16 protein-coding genes are annotated in these 14727 nt (G+C 70.2%); 8 read left to right on the plus strand and 8 right to left on the minus strand.

Annotated elements, in window-relative coordinates:
- Positions 1–10 precede the first annotated feature (10 nt).
- The 8 genes from DI269_RS12635 (at position 11) to DI269_RS12670 (ending at position 6207) form a co-directional block, all read left to right on the plus strand.
- Positions 11–1129 carry a S8 family serine peptidase gene (locus DI269_RS12635; RefSeq protein WP_112136456.1) on the plus strand — a complete coding sequence of 373 codons (1119 nt, stop codon included), beginning with the start codon at positions 11–13 and terminating at the stop codon, positions 1127–1129.
- Positions 1126–1917, plus strand: a complete 792-nt coding sequence (gene nth, locus DI269_RS12640; protein WP_112136458.1) for an endonuclease III — start codon at positions 1126–1128, stop codon at positions 1915–1917. The genes DI269_RS12635 and nth overlap by 4 nt, the downstream gene beginning before the upstream one ends.
- On the plus strand, positions 1914–2468 hold the full coding sequence (locus DI269_RS12645) for a TlpA family protein disulfide reductase (RefSeq protein WP_157974945.1): 555 nt from the start codon (positions 1914–1916) through the stop codon (positions 2466–2468). Before nth ends, DI269_RS12645 begins: the two co-directional genes overlap by 4 nt.
- Entirely contained in the window at positions 2465–3115 is a 651-nt protein-coding gene (locus DI269_RS12650) for an NUDIX hydrolase (RefSeq protein ID WP_198667367.1), read from the plus strand. The genes DI269_RS12645 and DI269_RS12650 overlap by 4 nt, the downstream gene beginning before the upstream one ends.
- 26 nt (positions 3116–3141) lie before the next feature.
- Positions 3142–4338 carry a MarP family serine protease gene (locus DI269_RS12655; RefSeq protein WP_112136527.1) on the plus strand — a complete coding sequence of 399 codons (1197 nt, stop codon included), beginning with the start codon at positions 3142–3144 and terminating at the stop codon, positions 4336–4338.
- A 304-nt stretch (positions 4339–4642) separates the two neighbouring features.
- A complete protein-coding gene (locus tag DI269_RS12660) occupies positions 4643–5320 on the plus strand; it encodes a Crp/Fnr family transcriptional regulator (protein ID WP_091052475.1) in 678 nt (225 codons plus the stop codon).
- A gap of 165 nt (positions 5321–5485) precedes the next feature.
- The gene (locus DI269_RS12665) at positions 5486–5767 is read left to right on the plus strand and encodes a F0F1 ATP synthase subunit epsilon (RefSeq protein ID WP_112136462.1); all 282 of its coding nucleotides are present in this window, start codon (positions 5486–5488) and stop codon (positions 5765–5767) included.
- A gap of 2 nt (positions 5768–5769) precedes the next feature.
- Entirely contained in the window at positions 5770–6207 is a 438-nt protein-coding gene (locus DI269_RS12670) for a DUF2550 domain-containing protein (RefSeq protein ID WP_112136464.1), read from the plus strand.
- Between the two features lie 40 nt (positions 6208–6247).
- Here the strand turns inward: DI269_RS12670 and DI269_RS12675 are convergent, their stop codons facing one another.
- From DI269_RS12675 to DI269_RS12710, 8 genes are all read right to left on the minus strand, one after another.
- Positions 6248–7747, minus strand: coding sequence for an alkaline phosphatase D family protein (locus DI269_RS12675; protein ID WP_112136466.1), 1500 nt, complete (start codon positions 7745–7747; stop codon positions 6248–6250).
- A gap of 152 nt (positions 7748–7899) precedes the next feature.
- Positions 7900–8127 (minus strand): helix-turn-helix transcriptional regulator, encoded by a 228-nt coding sequence (locus tag DI269_RS12680; RefSeq protein WP_112136468.1) that lies wholly within the window; start codon positions 8125–8127, stop codon positions 7900–7902.
- Between the two features lie 4 nt (positions 8128–8131).
- A complete protein-coding gene (locus DI269_RS12685; RefSeq protein ID WP_232822727.1) occupies positions 8132–8983 on the minus strand; it encodes an ABC transporter permease in 852 nt (283 codons plus the stop codon).
- A complete protein-coding gene (locus DI269_RS12690; protein WP_198667368.1) occupies positions 8980–9906 on the minus strand; it encodes an ABC transporter ATP-binding protein in 927 nt (308 codons plus the stop codon). The genes DI269_RS12685 and DI269_RS12690 overlap by 4 nt, the downstream gene beginning before the upstream one ends.
- Positions 9907–10040: 134 nt before the next feature.
- A complete protein-coding gene (locus tag DI269_RS12695; protein WP_112136470.1) occupies positions 10041–11066 on the minus strand; it encodes an ABC transporter permease subunit in 1026 nt (341 codons plus the stop codon).
- Complete coding sequence (locus tag DI269_RS12700) at positions 11063–12112, minus strand: ABC transporter permease (RefSeq protein ID WP_198667369.1); 1050 nt, start codon at positions 12110–12112, stop codon at positions 11063–11065. Before DI269_RS12700 ends, DI269_RS12695 begins: the two co-directional genes overlap by 4 nt.
- Complete coding sequence (locus DI269_RS12705) at positions 12109–13629, minus strand: sugar ABC transporter ATP-binding protein (RefSeq protein ID WP_112136472.1); 1521 nt, start codon at positions 13627–13629, stop codon at positions 12109–12111. Before DI269_RS12705 ends, DI269_RS12700 begins: the two co-directional genes overlap by 4 nt.
- Positions 13630–13701: 72 nt before the next feature.
- A complete protein-coding gene (locus DI269_RS12710) occupies positions 13702–14694 on the minus strand; it encodes an ABC transporter substrate-binding protein (RefSeq protein ID WP_112136474.1) in 993 nt (330 codons plus the stop codon).
- Positions 14695–14727: the final 33 nt, after the last annotated feature.

The following is a 14727-nucleotide window of genomic DNA, read 5'->3' on the forward strand; positions in this document are numbered from 1 at the left end:
TCCCGCTCTGATGGGGAACCGCACCGCTCGATACACGATGGCCTGCGTCTGCTCGACGCTGTTGGCGCTCTTGCTGTCCGCGCCCGCCGGGGCCGCCTCCCCGGTCCCGTGGCAGGTCGCCGCGGCCGGGGCGCCGACGGCGTGGCCCGTCGCGGACGGCGAGGGGGTCGTGGTCGCCGTGATCGACTCCGGCGTCGACGCCGACCACCCCGACCTGCAGGGGGCCGTCCTCCCGGGCCGCAGCTACGTCGACGCCGACCCCGGCGCCGAACCGCGGCTCCTCGCTCTGGGTTCGGACGAGGACCCGGTCTACGAGCGGGCCTTCGGGCAGGCCGACCCGGTCGGCCACGGCACCGCCGTCGCGAGCCTCATCGCGGGCCGCCCCGGCGGCGGCAACCCCGGGGTCGCCCCCGAGGCGACGATCCTGCCCGTGCGCGTCCTCGACGACGAGAACCGCTACCACGATTCGGCGATGGTCGGCGCGGCCGTCCGCTGGGCCGTCGACAACGGCGCCGACGTCGTCAACCTGTCCCTCGGCGGCCACTACGACTCCGCGCCGTTCGCCGAGGCGATCGCCTACGCCGAGCACCACGACGTGGTCGTGGTCGCCTGCACCGGGAACCAGAAGCAGGGCGTCGCAGATGAAGAGGTGTGGTTCCCCGCCCGCATCGACACCGTCCTGGCCGTCACCGGCACCGACCGGGACGGCGAGCGCTGGCAGACCGCCGTCACCGGCGACGGCGTGGACCTGGCCGCGCCGGGCGCGGAGCTGACGGCCGCCGACGCCCGCGGCGGGCACAAGACCGTGACCGGCACGTCCTTCGCGTCGGCGATCGTCTCGGGCGCCGCGGCCCTGGTCCGCTCGGCGCATCCGGACTGGTCGGCCGCGCAGGTGCGCCGGGCCCTGGTCTCGACCGCGAATCCCGGCGGCGAGGATCTGGGGGCCGGGATCGTCGACGCGGGCGCGGCCGTGGCCGCGGACGTCTCGGTGACCGAGGCGCCCGAATCGGTCCCGACGGTGTGGAGCGCGGCGGCGACGGCCGCCGGCGGCGGGCTGCTGGGCCTGGGTGCGCTGCTGCTGCGAGGCCGCAGGCGGTTGCCGGTGCGCCCGCGTACCATGGCGGGGTGACCGCCGCCGACGCCCGAAAAGGCACAGAATCCGAGCTGGCGAAGAAGCGCCGCGCCCGCGTCATCGACCGCCTCCTCGCCGCGGCCCACCCCGACGCCCACTGCGAGCTCGACTACTCCAATCCGCTCGAACTGGCCGTCGCCACGATCCTCTCGGCCCAGTGCACCGACGTCCGCGTCAACCTCACGACCCCGGCCCTGTTCGCGAAGTACCGCGACGCCGACGACTACGCCGAGGCGAACCCCGAGGACGTCGAGGAGATCATCCGGCCGACCGGCTTCTACCGCAACAAGACCCGCTCGATCATCGGCCTCGGCAAGGCCCTCGTGGCCGACCACGACGGGAAGCTCCCCGAAGGCATGGACGACCTGGTGAAGCTCCCCGGGATCGGCCGCAAGACCGCGAACGTCATCCGCGGCAACGCCTTCGGCGTCCCCGGCATCACCGTCGACACTCACATGATCCGGATAACGAACCGGCTGGGGCTCGTCGACGGCAAGGACCCGGTGAAGCTGGAGTTCCAGCTCCAGAAGCTCGTCGAGCCCCGCGAGTGGACCATGTTCTCCCACCGCATCATCTTCCACGGCCGCCGCGTCTGCATCGCCCGCAAACCCGCGTGCGGCGCGTGCACGCTCGCCGCGCACTGCCCCTCCTTCGGCGAGGGCCCCACCGACCCGGCCGAGGCCGCGAAGCTCCTCAAGGGCGACAACGTCGACGAGCTGATCCGCTTGGCGGCTGCCGCCGAAGGCGGTTCAAGAGGGCACAGCGAGCACGCGGTGGGCGCGTGAGACGACTCCTCGCGGCCCTGCCGCTCCTGTTCCTCGCGGCCTGCTCCGGTTCACCCGCTGACACCGAGACCGCGGACGACTCGAACGAACCGACCTGGTCCGTCGCCTGCGCCGGCGGCGCCGTCCCGATCGCCGACGTCGGGGACCTCGAACTCGACTGCCTCGGCGACGGCACAGCGACCGCGGTCGGCACCTCCGGGAAGCCCCTGGTCGTGGTCCTGTGGGCCAGCTGGTGCCTGCCGTGCCAGGACGAGGCCCCCGAGATCGAGGCGTTCTTCCAAGCCAATGCCGCCCAGGTCGACGTCCTCGGCGTCGACACCGGCGACATCGACGACCGCGGCCGCTGGTTCGCCGAGGACTTCGGCATGACCTACCCGTCCGTGGCCGACCCCGACGAGGCGATCCGGACCTCCCTCGGCGTCCCGGCCCTCCCCGGCATCGCGCTCGTCGCCCCCGACGGCACCGTCGAGCAGCTCATCATCGAGTCCGGCACGACCGCCGAGAGCCTCACCGCGGCCGCCGAGGCCGCGTTCGGCCTGGAGCTGGCGTGACGCAGAACCCCGAGTGGTGGGGGCCGCTCCTCAAAGCCGCAGCTGAAGCGCAGGGGCCTACGGCCGAGCGCGTCATCGAAGGCCACCTGCGCCCTTACGAAGAGGAGCACGCCCGGACCGCCGCGGTCCTGGTTCTCTTGTGCGACAGCGAACCCGGCCCCACGGTCCTGCTCCAGCAGCGGGCCGCGACGCTGCGCCACCACCCCGGCGAGGTCGCGTTCCCCGGCGGCGCGGCCGACCCCGGCGACGCCGACGCGGCCGCCACCGCGCTCCGCGAAGCCGCCGAGGAACTCGCCGTCGACCCCGCCACCGTCAGCGTCGGCGCGACCCTGCCGCCGCTGTGGATCCCCGTGTCCGGCTTCGCCGTCACGCCCGTGCTCGCCCTGTGGCGCCGCCCCCACACGGTCGCGCCCCAGGCCGCCTCCGAAGTCGCCGCCGCCCACCAGGTGCCGCTCCCGGTCCTCGCCGACCCCGCCTCGCGCGGCACCGTCGGGTACCCGTCGGGACGCAGCGGACCGGGCTTCCAGGTCGCCGGTGTGCCCTTGATTTGGGGGTTCACCGCCGGGGTACTGTCGTGGCTGTTGGACCTGGGCGGCTGGTCCCGCCCCTGGGACCGGGACCGCGCCATGGAACTCGAAGGGCGCTAGCGGCTCTCGACGATTGCGGGGTGGCGATGAGCGCGAGTGGTTCGGGAATCGTGGTCGACGTGATCATCGTGCTCCTGGCGCTCCTGTTCGCGATCAACGGCTACCGGCAGGGCTTCATCCTCTCGGCCGCGACGTTCCTCGGCTTCCTCGGCGGCGCCATCCTCGGCATCAACATCGCCCCGTGGGCCGCTGACTTCTACCGCGAGCCGATCGCCAAACTCGTCGTCGCCCTCGTCATCGTCTTCGCGCTCGCCCTCGGCGGCCAGGCCCTCATGACCGCCATCGGCTACCGCCTCCGCAAGAAGCTGAAGACCAACGGCTCCAGGCGCGTCGACCACTACCTGGGCCCGGTCATCTCCGTCGTCGCGGTCCTGCTCGTGACGTGGATGGCCGCCGCGCCCCTGGCGAGCCTGCCGCTCCCGGCGATCTCCGCCGCGGTCCGCAACTCCAGCATCGTCGGCGGCATCGACGACAACATGCCCGAGGCCGTGCGCGGCGTCTACGACCGCCTCCGCGAGGAGCTGAACACCTCGGGGATGCCGAACATCTTCTACGGCATCGACCCGACGCAGGTCCGCGACGTCGACCCGCCCGACCCCGAACTCGCCGCGTCCGAAGTCGTCGTGAACGCCGAGGACTCCGTCCTCAAGGTCCACGGCACGGCCGACTCCTGCGACCGCCAGATCGAGGGCTCCAGCTTCGTGTACGACGACGAGCTCGTCGTCACCAACGCGCACGTGGTCGCCGGGACCGACGACGTCCGCGTCGAGTCCGACGGGGACCTCCTCGAAGCCGAGGTGATCGTCTTCGAGCCCGAGAAGGACCTCGCGATCCTCCACGTCCCCGACCTCGACGCCGACCCGCTCCCCATCGAGTCCGCGACCGCCGACTCCGGCGCCGACGCGATCGTCCTCGGCTACCCCGGCGGCGGCCCGTACACGGCCACGGCCGCGCGGGTCCGCGAGGCGCGCATCGTGACCGGCCCCGACATCTACGAGGACGGCACCGTCACCCGCGAGGTCTACCAGCTGTACGCCCAGATCATCGGCGGCAACTCCGGCGGCCCGCTCATCAACCCCGACGGCGAGGTGATCGGCGTGATCTTCGCGGCCGCCGTCGACGACCCCGAGACCGGCTACGCGCTCACCATGGACGAGTCCGAGGCCGTCCTCGACGCGGGCCGCACCGCGAGCGGGTCCGTGGGGACCGGTTCCTGCACGTGACATGTGCGATCTTGGGGAATTTCGTCCTTGCCTGATGTTGGGCCTGACGTCACAATGCGGGTAGGCTGTATCGGTCGCCGTCGACGCATTCCGTTCATCGGAAGGAAACCCCTGCTACGACGGCGAGGCGAGTCTCACCCGGTGACGCTCGGAACGGACGGAACGCATTCATTCGGATACGAATGTCGATTCCGGCGGCACGGTGCGCATGTGGATTTACGGGGGTCTCGCTCCCGCAATGCGGACAAGAGGCATAGACTCAGTACTTGCACTAGCGGTGCGTTGAAGAAAGGTGCGAACGGACATGGAAGACGTATTGGCGAGAGCCGCCCTCTTCAAGGGGGTCGACCCTGAAGCTGTCGAGTCGCTCATCAAAGAGATGGAGTACGTCGACATCAACAAGGGCCAGACCGTCTTCACCGAGAACGAGCCGGGCGACAGTCTGTACATCGTCATGTCCGGGAAGGTGAAGCTCGGGCGACGCTCCGCCGACGGCCGCCAAAACCTGATCGCGGTCATGGGCCCGTCCGACATGGTCGGCGAGCTCGCGCTCTTCGACCCCGGACCCCGCACCGCCACCGCCACCGCTCTCACCGACACTCGCATGGCCCGCCTGTCCAAGACCGCCCTGCGGCCCTGGCTCGCGAACCGCCCCGAGATCGCCGAGCAGCTCCTGCGGGTGATAGCGCGCCGGCTTCGTCGCACGAACGACTCGATGGCGGACCTCATCTTCACCGACGTGCCCGGCCGCGTGGCCAAGGCCCTGCTGCACATGGCGAGCCGCTTCGGCACCCGCGACGGCGGCGTCCTCCGCGTGACCCACGACCTCACCCAGGAGGAGCTCGCCCAGCTCGTCGGCGCCTCCCGCGAGACCGTGAACAAGGCCCTCGCCGACTTCGCCGGGCGCGGCTGGCTGCGCCTGGACGGCAAGAGCGTCATCATCATGGACCCGGAGCGCCTCGCCCGCCGCGCGCGCGTGTAACGCTTCCGGTCGAACTTCGGGGCCCCTGGCATCGCCGGGGGCCTTCGTCGTTTCCGAGGTAGTGCCCCTCATCACCTCCCCCAGCGCCCTTGGGCGAATGGACGGCCGCAGGTCCCGCCGTTTAGACTTCCCGTAACCATCCCGGAGTCTGGCTGAAGGAGCGTTGTGGCAGGGCAACTGAACGTCGAAGTCGTGGCAGTGGACTCGAAGGTGTGGTCCGGAACGGCCAAGGCCGTCTACGCGCGCACCACCGAAGGCGAACTGGGCGTCCTGCCCGGTCACCAGCCGCTCCTGGGCGAGCTGCGCATCGACAGCACCGTCCGCGTCCAGCCGGCCGACGGAGGCGAGCTCGCCTGGAAGATCGAAGGCGGCTTCCTGTCGGTCACCACCGAGGGCGTGACCATCCTCGCCGAGACCGCCGAAGCGGTCGCCCCCGCTTCGGCTTAGCCATGCTGAAGGCACTGCTGATCGTCGCCGCGCTGGCGGCGGCCGTCGCGGTGTTCCTGGTGCTGACGTACGTCCGGCGCTCGTTCTTCTCCCGTTCCGGCTCGGTCGCCATGGCCGCCCGCCTCTCCAAGCACATGGAGGGCCGCGGCTGGGCCCCCGGTTTCGCGGTCTACGAGCGCGGCACGCTCCGCTGGTACCGCATGTTCTCCCTGGCGTTCGGGCCGCGCTACGCGCTCTCGCGCCAAGACCTCCAGATCGCCGACCGCCGCGTCCCCGTCGGCCCGGAGGCGCAGATCTTCCCCCCGGAGGTCGCCATCCTCCGCTGCAAGAACTCCTCCGGCGAAGTCGAACTCGCCATGACGACCTCGGCCGTCACCGGCTTCCTCAGCTGGCTCGAAGCCGCCCCGCCCGGCGCGGCCTTCTACAGCAAGACGGACTGAACGAACGCCCGCTCCGGCTCCCCGGAGCGGGCGTTCTTCGTCATGCGACCGGCTGGACCGACTGCGTGAACTGGGGTTCGCCGTCGATGTCCTTGAGCGATACCGTGAGGACCTCGGTCTCGGCGTCGATGTGGACTTCGCCGAAGAACTGGTAGCCGACGGCCGGGGAGGTGTTGGCTGCGGGCGGGGCCTGGACGTAGACCGCTTCGGGGCCGAACGTGGCGTCGAGCTGGTTGGGGCCGAAGGCGCCCGCGTTCAAAGGTCCGGAGACGAACTCCCAGAACGGGTCGAAGTCCTGGAACACGGCCCGGTCGGGGCTGTAGTGGTGGGCCGCGGTGTAGTGGACGTCCGCGGTCAGCCACACCATGTTCGTCACTTCCTCCCTCTTGCAGTACGAGAGGAGGTCGGCGATCTCGGTCTCGCGGCCCATCGGCGCGGTCCCGGTGCCTTCGGCGATGCCCTCCCAGGCGCCCGCGCCGTCGCCGACGAGGAGCCCGATGGGGAGGTCCGCGGCGATGGCCTTCCAGGTCGCCTTGGAGCGGCGCAGTTCGCGTTTGAGCCACGCGAGCTGCTGCGCGCCGAGGATCTGCCCGGTGGGGCCGTCGGCGTCGGGGTTGGCGCTCTTATAGGTCCGCATGTCGAGCACGAACAGGTCGAGCAGGGGCCCGTACTCGATCTTGCGGTAGATCCGGCCCGCGGCGTCGAAGCCGCCGGGGGTGTACTCGGCGAACGCCTGGCGGGCCCGCGCGGCGAGGACGTCGACGTTCTTCTCCGTGTACTGCGGCAGGTCGAGGATCTCCCCGGGGTACCAGTTGTTGGTGACCTCGTGGTCGTCCCACTGGTTCACCATCGGCACCCGCGCCAGGTACGCGCGCAGGTTGTCGTCGAGGAGGTTGTACTTGAACTGGCCCCGGTACTCCTCCAGGGTCTCGGCGACCTTCGACTTCTCCTCGATGACCGTGTTGCGCCAAGTGGTCCCGTCCGGCAGCGCGACGGTCTCGACGAGGGGCCCGTCGGAGTACACGAAGTCGCCCGAGCACAGGAAGAAGTCCGGTTCGGCGTCGGCCATGGCCTGGAAGATCCGGTACCCGCCGAACTCGGGGTTGATCCCCCAGCCCTGCCCGGCGAGGTCGCCCGACCACTGGAACACGATGTCGCGGCACTCGTCGGAGGCGGTCGTGAACGAGCCTTCGAGGGACTCGGACTTCCGCTCGCCTTCGGCGCGGACCCGGTAGTGGTACGTCTTCCCGGGCTGTAGCCCGGTCAGCCGGAGCTTCCCGGTGTAGTCGGTGGCGTCGGTCAGCGAGGGGCCCTTGATCTCGCGCGCGTGCTTGAAGTCCGGGCGGGTCGCGAGCTCGACCCGCATGCGGGAGCCGCGGTCGGCGCGGGTCCACAGGACCGCGCCGCGTCCGGTGACGTCGCCGGACTGGACGCCGTGGGTGAGCTGGGGCCGGGAGGAGGCGTACGAGACGCCGGGCGTGCCCAGCAGGATCGCGCTCCCGGCACCGGCGGCCAGCAGCCGCCGTCGGTCGATGTTCACAGTGGTCTCCGATGCGTACGGGGTTGAAGGTTCGACGCTCACGCTTCCAGGCGCGGGCGACCGCCCGGTATCGCAAAAGTGAACAAAGGCCCCGCGCTCCGGACGGCCGTGGGCCGGGGTGTTTCCGGGGCGCGGGGCGGGAGGCCCTTCTCTCAGGCGCTGATGCGCGGGAAGGGCTTGGTGGAGAAGACGACTTCTACGGGCACTTCGAAGTACTCGGAGAGCTTGAGCGCCAAGTAGAGGCTCGGGCTGTACTCGCCGCGTTCGAGGTACCCCACGGTCTGGTAGTGGACGCCGAGGGCCTCCGCGAGCTGGCGGCGCGAGACGCCCCGCTCGGCGCGGAGCATCGCGATCCGGTTGTAGACCTCGTCCCCGGCCATGCCGTCACCCCCACTGCCGCTGCATCTCGGCGCGGCGCGCGGCCACCGCCGAACCGGACTCGCGGCGGGCCATGCGCCGCAGGAGGCGCGGCGCGAGCGCCAGCGCGAGAATAGCCCAGGCGGCGAGGACGCCGAACATCATGAGGGTCCGCCAGGACCCGCCGACCTCGACGGCCGACATGGTGTCGGGGAGCATCGCGTGGCGCATCCCCAGGCCCATCCAGTAGATCGGGAAGGCCTGCCCGATGGTCTGGAGCCAGCCGGGGAGGGCGGCGAGCGGGTAGAAGATCCCCGAGATCGCGACCGAGCCCATGACCGGGAGCATCACGAGCCCCATGTTCTTGGGGTTGTTGATGAGCGCGCCGAGGACGGCGCCGAGCGGGAGGGTCGTGACGATGCCCATGAGGACGACGGCGAGGAACAGCAGCCACCGGTCGGGGGTGTCGAATTCGAGGCCGTCGAAGAGGATCAGGCCGGCCGCGAGCATGACGGCGACGGTGGCGAGGACGTAGAGCGCGGTGGCGACGACGTGGCCGACGAGGTATCCGGTCATGCCGCCGGGCATGGACTTGGCGCGCAGGAGGGTCCCGTTGGTGCGGTCCATGGAGAGGGTGCCGATGATGCTCATGAGGCCGCCGAAGACGACGTTCATGCCGATGAGGCTGGGCATGTTCATGGAGCCGAGTGAGACGGGGGCGCCTTCGAAGTCGGCGCCGCGCATGAAGAACAGGACGGCGATGGAGATCGCGGTGGGCATGATGAAGCCCATGAGGTCGCTGATGGTGGTGAGCGAGATGCGCGATTCGATGAGGCCGCGCTTCCAGCCGGTGCTGTAGGCGTGCAGTGTGGTGTTCACGCGGTTGCCTCCTTGAAGGTGTCGACGGCGGCCTCGGCCTGTCCGGCTTCGAAGGCGGCGACGAGGGTGAGGTAGGCGTCCTCCAGGCTGGCCCGGTGGACTTCGAGGTCGGTGACGGTGCCGCCGTCGGTGGCGAGGAGTTTGCGCACGAACTCGGTGGCGTCGTCGGTGGCGTGGACCTGGAGGGTCCCGCTATTGTCCAGCCACTTGACCTCGGCGGTGGTGGCGGCGGCGCGCGCGAGCTTGTCGGGCGAGCCGTCGGCGATGATGCGGCCGCCGGCGAGGATGAGGATGCGCTCGGCGAGCTTCTCGGCCTCGTCGAGGTCGTGGGTGGTCAGCAGGATCGTGGTGCCGTCGAGGTCGGTGAGCCGGTGGATGAGCTCGTGGAATTCGCGGCGCGCGTGGGGGTCGAAGCCGGTGGTGGGTTCGTCGAGGAACAGGAGCGCGGGGCGGCCGATGATGCCGAGGGCGACGTCGAGGCGGCGCCGCTGGCCGCCGGAGAGGGTCTGGACGCGCTGTGCGGCTTGGGCTTCGAGGCCGACCATCTGGAGGAGTTCGTCGGCGTCCCAGGACTGGGAGTACGGCTTGTAGTACTCGCCGAAGTGGGCGAGGAGTTCGCGGACGCGCCATTTGCCGTTGTCGCGCCATTCCTGGAGGACGACGCCGAGGCCGGCCCTCCAGCGCTCGTCGCCGTGCTCGGGGTCGGTGCCGAGGACGGCGACGGCGCCGCCGCTGCGGGCGCGGAAGCCTTCGAGGATCTCGATGGTGGTGGTCTTCCCGGCGCCGTTGGGGCCGAGGAGGGCGGTGACGCCGCCGGGTTCGATTTCGAGGTCGAGGCCGGTGAGCACGTCTTTGTCGCCATAGCGCATCCGCAGGTCGGACACGGCGATGACGGGCCCGTCGAATGCCGGGGGGTGTCCCATCTGAATCTCCGTTGCAGTCTTCCGTTGATCGATAGTACTCATGCTACATCTCGTCGGAGACCTCTGGCAACCCGTATAAGTCGAGGGGCCGTCCACCTGGCGGTGAACGGCCCCTCTAGTGCGAAGAGTGGTGTCTATGTGCGGCGCTTCTCGCCGGAGCGGGCGAGGATGCGCTGGAGGAGGATGAACGCCAGGAGCAGGACGCCCATGACGATCCGTGCCCACCAGGAGGAGAGGTTCCCCTGGAAGGCGATGAGGGTGTTGAGCATGCCCCAGACCATGACGCCGGCGACGGTGCCGAGGACGAATCCGGCCCCGCCGGTGAGGAGGGTCCCGCCGATGACGACGGCGGCGATGGCGTCGAGTTCGGCGCCGACGTTGGCGAGCGGGTTGGCGCTCTTGGTGGCGAAGGCGGCGAGGACGCCGGCGAGGGCGGCGCAGAAGCCGCTGATCGCGTAGACGCCGATCTTGGTGCGCGCCACGGGGAGGCCCATGAGGAGCGCGGAGGACTCGGAGCCGCCGACGGCGTAGACGCCGCGTCCGAAGCGCGTGTAGTGCAGGACGACGAACGCGATGATCACGACCGCGAAGGCGACGAACGACAGGTACGGGAGCCAGAAGCCGCCGTCGCGGATCTTCCCGAAGTCGACGTGGGTCATGCCCCACTGGAAGAACCCGACCTCGCGCATGGACACGTCGGTGTCGGAGATCTGGAGGGTGAGGCCGCGGAACAGGAAGAGCCCCACGAGGGTCGCGATGAACGGCTGTACGTGGAAGTAGTGGATGACGGCGCCGATGAGCAGGCCCCAGGCGGTGCCGAAGGCGAGCACGAGGACGAGCGCGAGCGGCGCGCTCACCCCGGCGTCGACGGTGAGCCATGCGCAGGCCATCGTCGAGAACGCCATGACCGACCCGACGGACAGGTCGATGCCGCCGGAGAGGATCACGAAGGTCATGCCGACGGCGATGACCAGCAGCGGGGCGTTGTCGATGAAGAGCTTGGCGACGACCTGGGGGCTGTCGAAGTTCCGGTAGTTCGCGAGCCCGCCGAGGTACAGGGCGATCAGCAGCGCCACGGTCGCGCCGATGGGGATGTACCGGGTGAGCCCGTCGAAGAGCTTCGAGCGCGAGGGGCGCTCGGTCAGGGTCTGGGCGGTCATTTCGCGGCCTCCTCGACCGGCGCGGGCGCCGTGGTCTCCGGCTTTCGCTTGAACGGCTTCAGGATCCAGGCCCGGAACTCGGGGCTCTGGAGCAGTGCGACGACGAAGACGACGACGGCCTTCGCGGTGAACTGCCACTGGCTGGAGAGGCCGACGTTGATGATGGTGTCTTCGAGCGTGCCGATGATGGCGACGCCGATGGCGGTGCCCAGCAGGAAGAACCGGCCGCCGACGAGCGCGGTGCCGCCGATGACGACGGCGAGGATGGCGTCGAGTTCGATCCACAGGCCGCCGTTGTTGGCGTCGGCGCTGCCGAGGTTGGCGGCGCCGATGAGCCCGGCGAGGCCCGCGCAGAGCCCGCACACGAGGTACACGAGGACGGTGATGCCCTTGGACCGGATGCCGGCGAGGCGGCTGGCCTCGGGGTTGCCGCCGACGGATTCGAGGAGCATCCCGAGCGCGGTCTTGCGGGTGAGCAGCGCGAGGGCGGTGAGCGCGAGGGCGGCGATCCAGATGGGGATCGGGATCGTCAGGAACGCGCCGCGCCCGAGCTCGGTGAACGGGCTGGAGTCCTGGACCTTCGGGATCTGGCCGCCGGTGACGAGCTGCGCGATGCCGCGCCCGGCGATCATGAGGATCAACGTCGCGACGATCGGCTGGATGCCGAAGTAGGCGACCATGACGCCGTTCCAGGCGCCGATGACGGCGGTGACGACGAGCGCGAGGCTGATCGCGGTGAAGACGAGCCCGGCCGCGGTCTGGTCCGGCGCGTCGATGATCAGCTGGCAGGCGATGGCCGCGCCGATGGCGTAGACGGCGCCGACGGACAGGTCGATCCCCTTGGTGGCGATGACGAGCGTCATGCCGAGCGCGATGAGCAGCAGCGGCGCGGAGCGGCGCAGGATGTTGACGAACGCGCCGCCGAGGCGGCCGTCGTCGTTGACGCTGGGAATGATGAAGTCGACGCCGGTGGCGATGATGTTGACGACGATGAGGGCCAGCAGGATGAGCACCGGCCACATGAGCCGCTTGGCGTAAGAGCTCACGACTCGCGCCCTCCCGCCACGATCGTGTCGACGATGCGTTCGCTCGTCATGTCTGCCTCGGATTCGAGCACGGCGATGAGTTCCCGGTCGCGCAGGACCGCGATCCGGTCGGACAGGCGGGTGACCTCGTCGAGTTCGGCGGAGACGAACAGGACGGACATCCCTTCGGCGGAGAGCTCGGCGACGAGCCGCTGGATGTCGGCCTTCGCGCCGACGTCGATCCCGCGGGTGGGCTCGTCGAGGATGAGGAGCTTCGGCTCGATGAGCATCCAGCGGGCGAGCAGGACCTTCTGCTGGTTGCCGCCGGAGAGGTTCTTGACGGGCATGTCGGGGTCGGCGGGGCGGATGCCGAGCTTCTCGATGAACTCGGCGACGAGCTTGTCGCGCCTGGCGATCGGGATCGACCGGGCCCAGCCGCGGGACGCCTGCATCGCGAGGATCATGTTCTCGGCCACCGTCAGGTCCCCTACGAGCCCTTCGGTCTTGCGGTTCTCGGGGCAGAACGCGATGCCGCGGGCGGCGGCGGTGCGCGGGTTGTGCCCGCCGACCTTCTTCCCCTCGAACTTGAGCGTCCCGGAGTCGGCGCGGTCGGCACCGGCGATGAGCCGGGCCGTCTCGGTGCGCCCGGACCCCAGGAGCCCGGCGAGGCCGACGACCTCGCCGCGCCGGATCTGGAGGTCGTATGGCGCGATGGACCCCTTGCGGCCCAAGCCCGTCGCCTCGACCAGCGGCGCCTCGTCCTCGACCTGGTGCTGGGACGCGGCCCGCTCGATCTGCTCCAGGGCCGCGGCCTCGCGGCCGAGCATGTGCCCGATGAGCTCGTTCTGCGGCAGGTCCTCAGTGGCCCATTCGCCGACGAGCCTCCCGTTGCGCAGGACGGTCATCCGGTCGGAGATCTCGTAGACCTGGTCGAGGAAGTGGGAGATGAACACCATGGCGGTGCCGTTCCCGGCGAGGCGGCGCATGACCCCGAGGAGCACTTCGACCTCGTCGCGGTCGAGCGACGACGTGGGCTCGTCGAGGATGAGGACCTTCGCCTCGATGTCGACCGCCCGCGCGATGGCGACGAGCTGCTGCATGGCGATCGAGTACGACGACAGGGGCGCGGCCACGTTGAGGTCGATCCCGATGTCGTCGAGGAGCGCCTTCGCGCGGCGGCGCATGGCGCGGAAGTTGATGAACGGCCCGAGGCGCGGTTCGCGCCCGGCGAGGAGGTTCTCGGCCACCGACAGGTTGTCGGTGAGGTTGACCTCCTGGTAGACCGTGGAGATGCCGGCGGCCTGGGCCGCCTTGGGGCTGGAGAAGCGCACCGGCTCACCGTCGAGGAGGATCTCGCCGGCGTCGTGGCCGTGCACGCCCGTCAGAACTTTGATCAATGTGGACTTCCCGGCGCCGTTCTCCCCCATCACGGCGTGGATCTCGCCGGGCCTGAGGGTGAAGTCGACGCCGTCGAGGGCGCGGACGCCGGTGAAGTCCTTCACGATGCCGGTCATGCGGACCAGGGCAGCATCGGTCATGGGACCGTCCTTCGTTCGAAGCGGCGCCGCCGCCCGGACCGCGAGGTCCGGGCGGTGGCGCCGTCACTGGGGCTAGAACTGGCGGTTGGGGAGCTCGGCCTCGAACTGGGTGGCGTCGAAGACGCCCTCCTCGACCGGGGTGAACTTCTCGACGGACTCGCCGTCGGCCACCTGGACCACGACGTCCATCAGCTGCTCGCCGAACACCGGGTTGCACTCCACGATGTAGTTGAGCTTGCCGTCGACGCCCGCCTGGAAGCCGGCCTTGGAGCCGTCGACGATGATGATCTGGATGTCGGTGCCGGGCGCGAAACCCGCCTCCTCGATCGCCTGGATCGCGCCGAGGCCCATCTCGTCGTTGTGGGCGTACAGCAGGTCGATGCCGTCGAGGCCGTGGGTCGTGATGAACGTTTCCATCACCGACTTGCCCTCTTCGGCCGTGAAGTTCCCCGACTGGGAGTCCACGATCTCGTAGTTCAGGCCCTCGGCGTCGAGCACCTCGAAGAACCCGGTCTTGCGGTCGTTCGCGGGAGCCGAACCGGTGGTGCCCTGGAGCTCCAGGATGCGGGTGCCGTCGGCGTCGTCGGCGAACGTCGTCGCCGCCCACTCGCCGGCGCTGCGGCCCTCGGCTACGAAGTCCGAGCCGAGGCGCGTCACGTACAGGTCCTCGTCGGCCGCCTCGATGCCGCGGTCGGCCAGCACCACCGGGATGCCGGCGTCCGCGGCCTCCTGGAGGACGTCGGTCCAGCCGGTCTCGACCACCGGTGCCAGGACGATGACGTCGACCTGCTGCGTGATGAAGTTGCGGACCGCCTCGATCTGCTTCTCCTGGTCCTGCTGCGCGTCGACGAACTTGAGCTCGGCGATGCGGTCGTCCGCCGCGGCGGCGTCCTGGACGGAGGTGGAGTTGGCGGTGCGCCAAGCGGATTCGGCACCGACCTGGGCGAAGCCGACGACCAGGCCGTCGCCGCCGCCGCCGTCTCCGGAGTCGCTGTCGTCGCCGCATGCGGCCAAGGGGAGGAGGAATACACCGGCGCCGATGCCGGCAAAGGTCCTTCTTTTCACGGGGGTCGCCTTTCAAGAGCGGTGGTGAGAGGG

It is taken from the genome of Glycomyces dulcitolivorans (genome assembly GCF_003265355.1).
GTDB classification, from domain to species: domain Bacteria; phylum Actinomycetota; class Actinomycetes; order Mycobacteriales; family Micromonosporaceae; genus Glycomyces; species Glycomyces dulcitolivorans.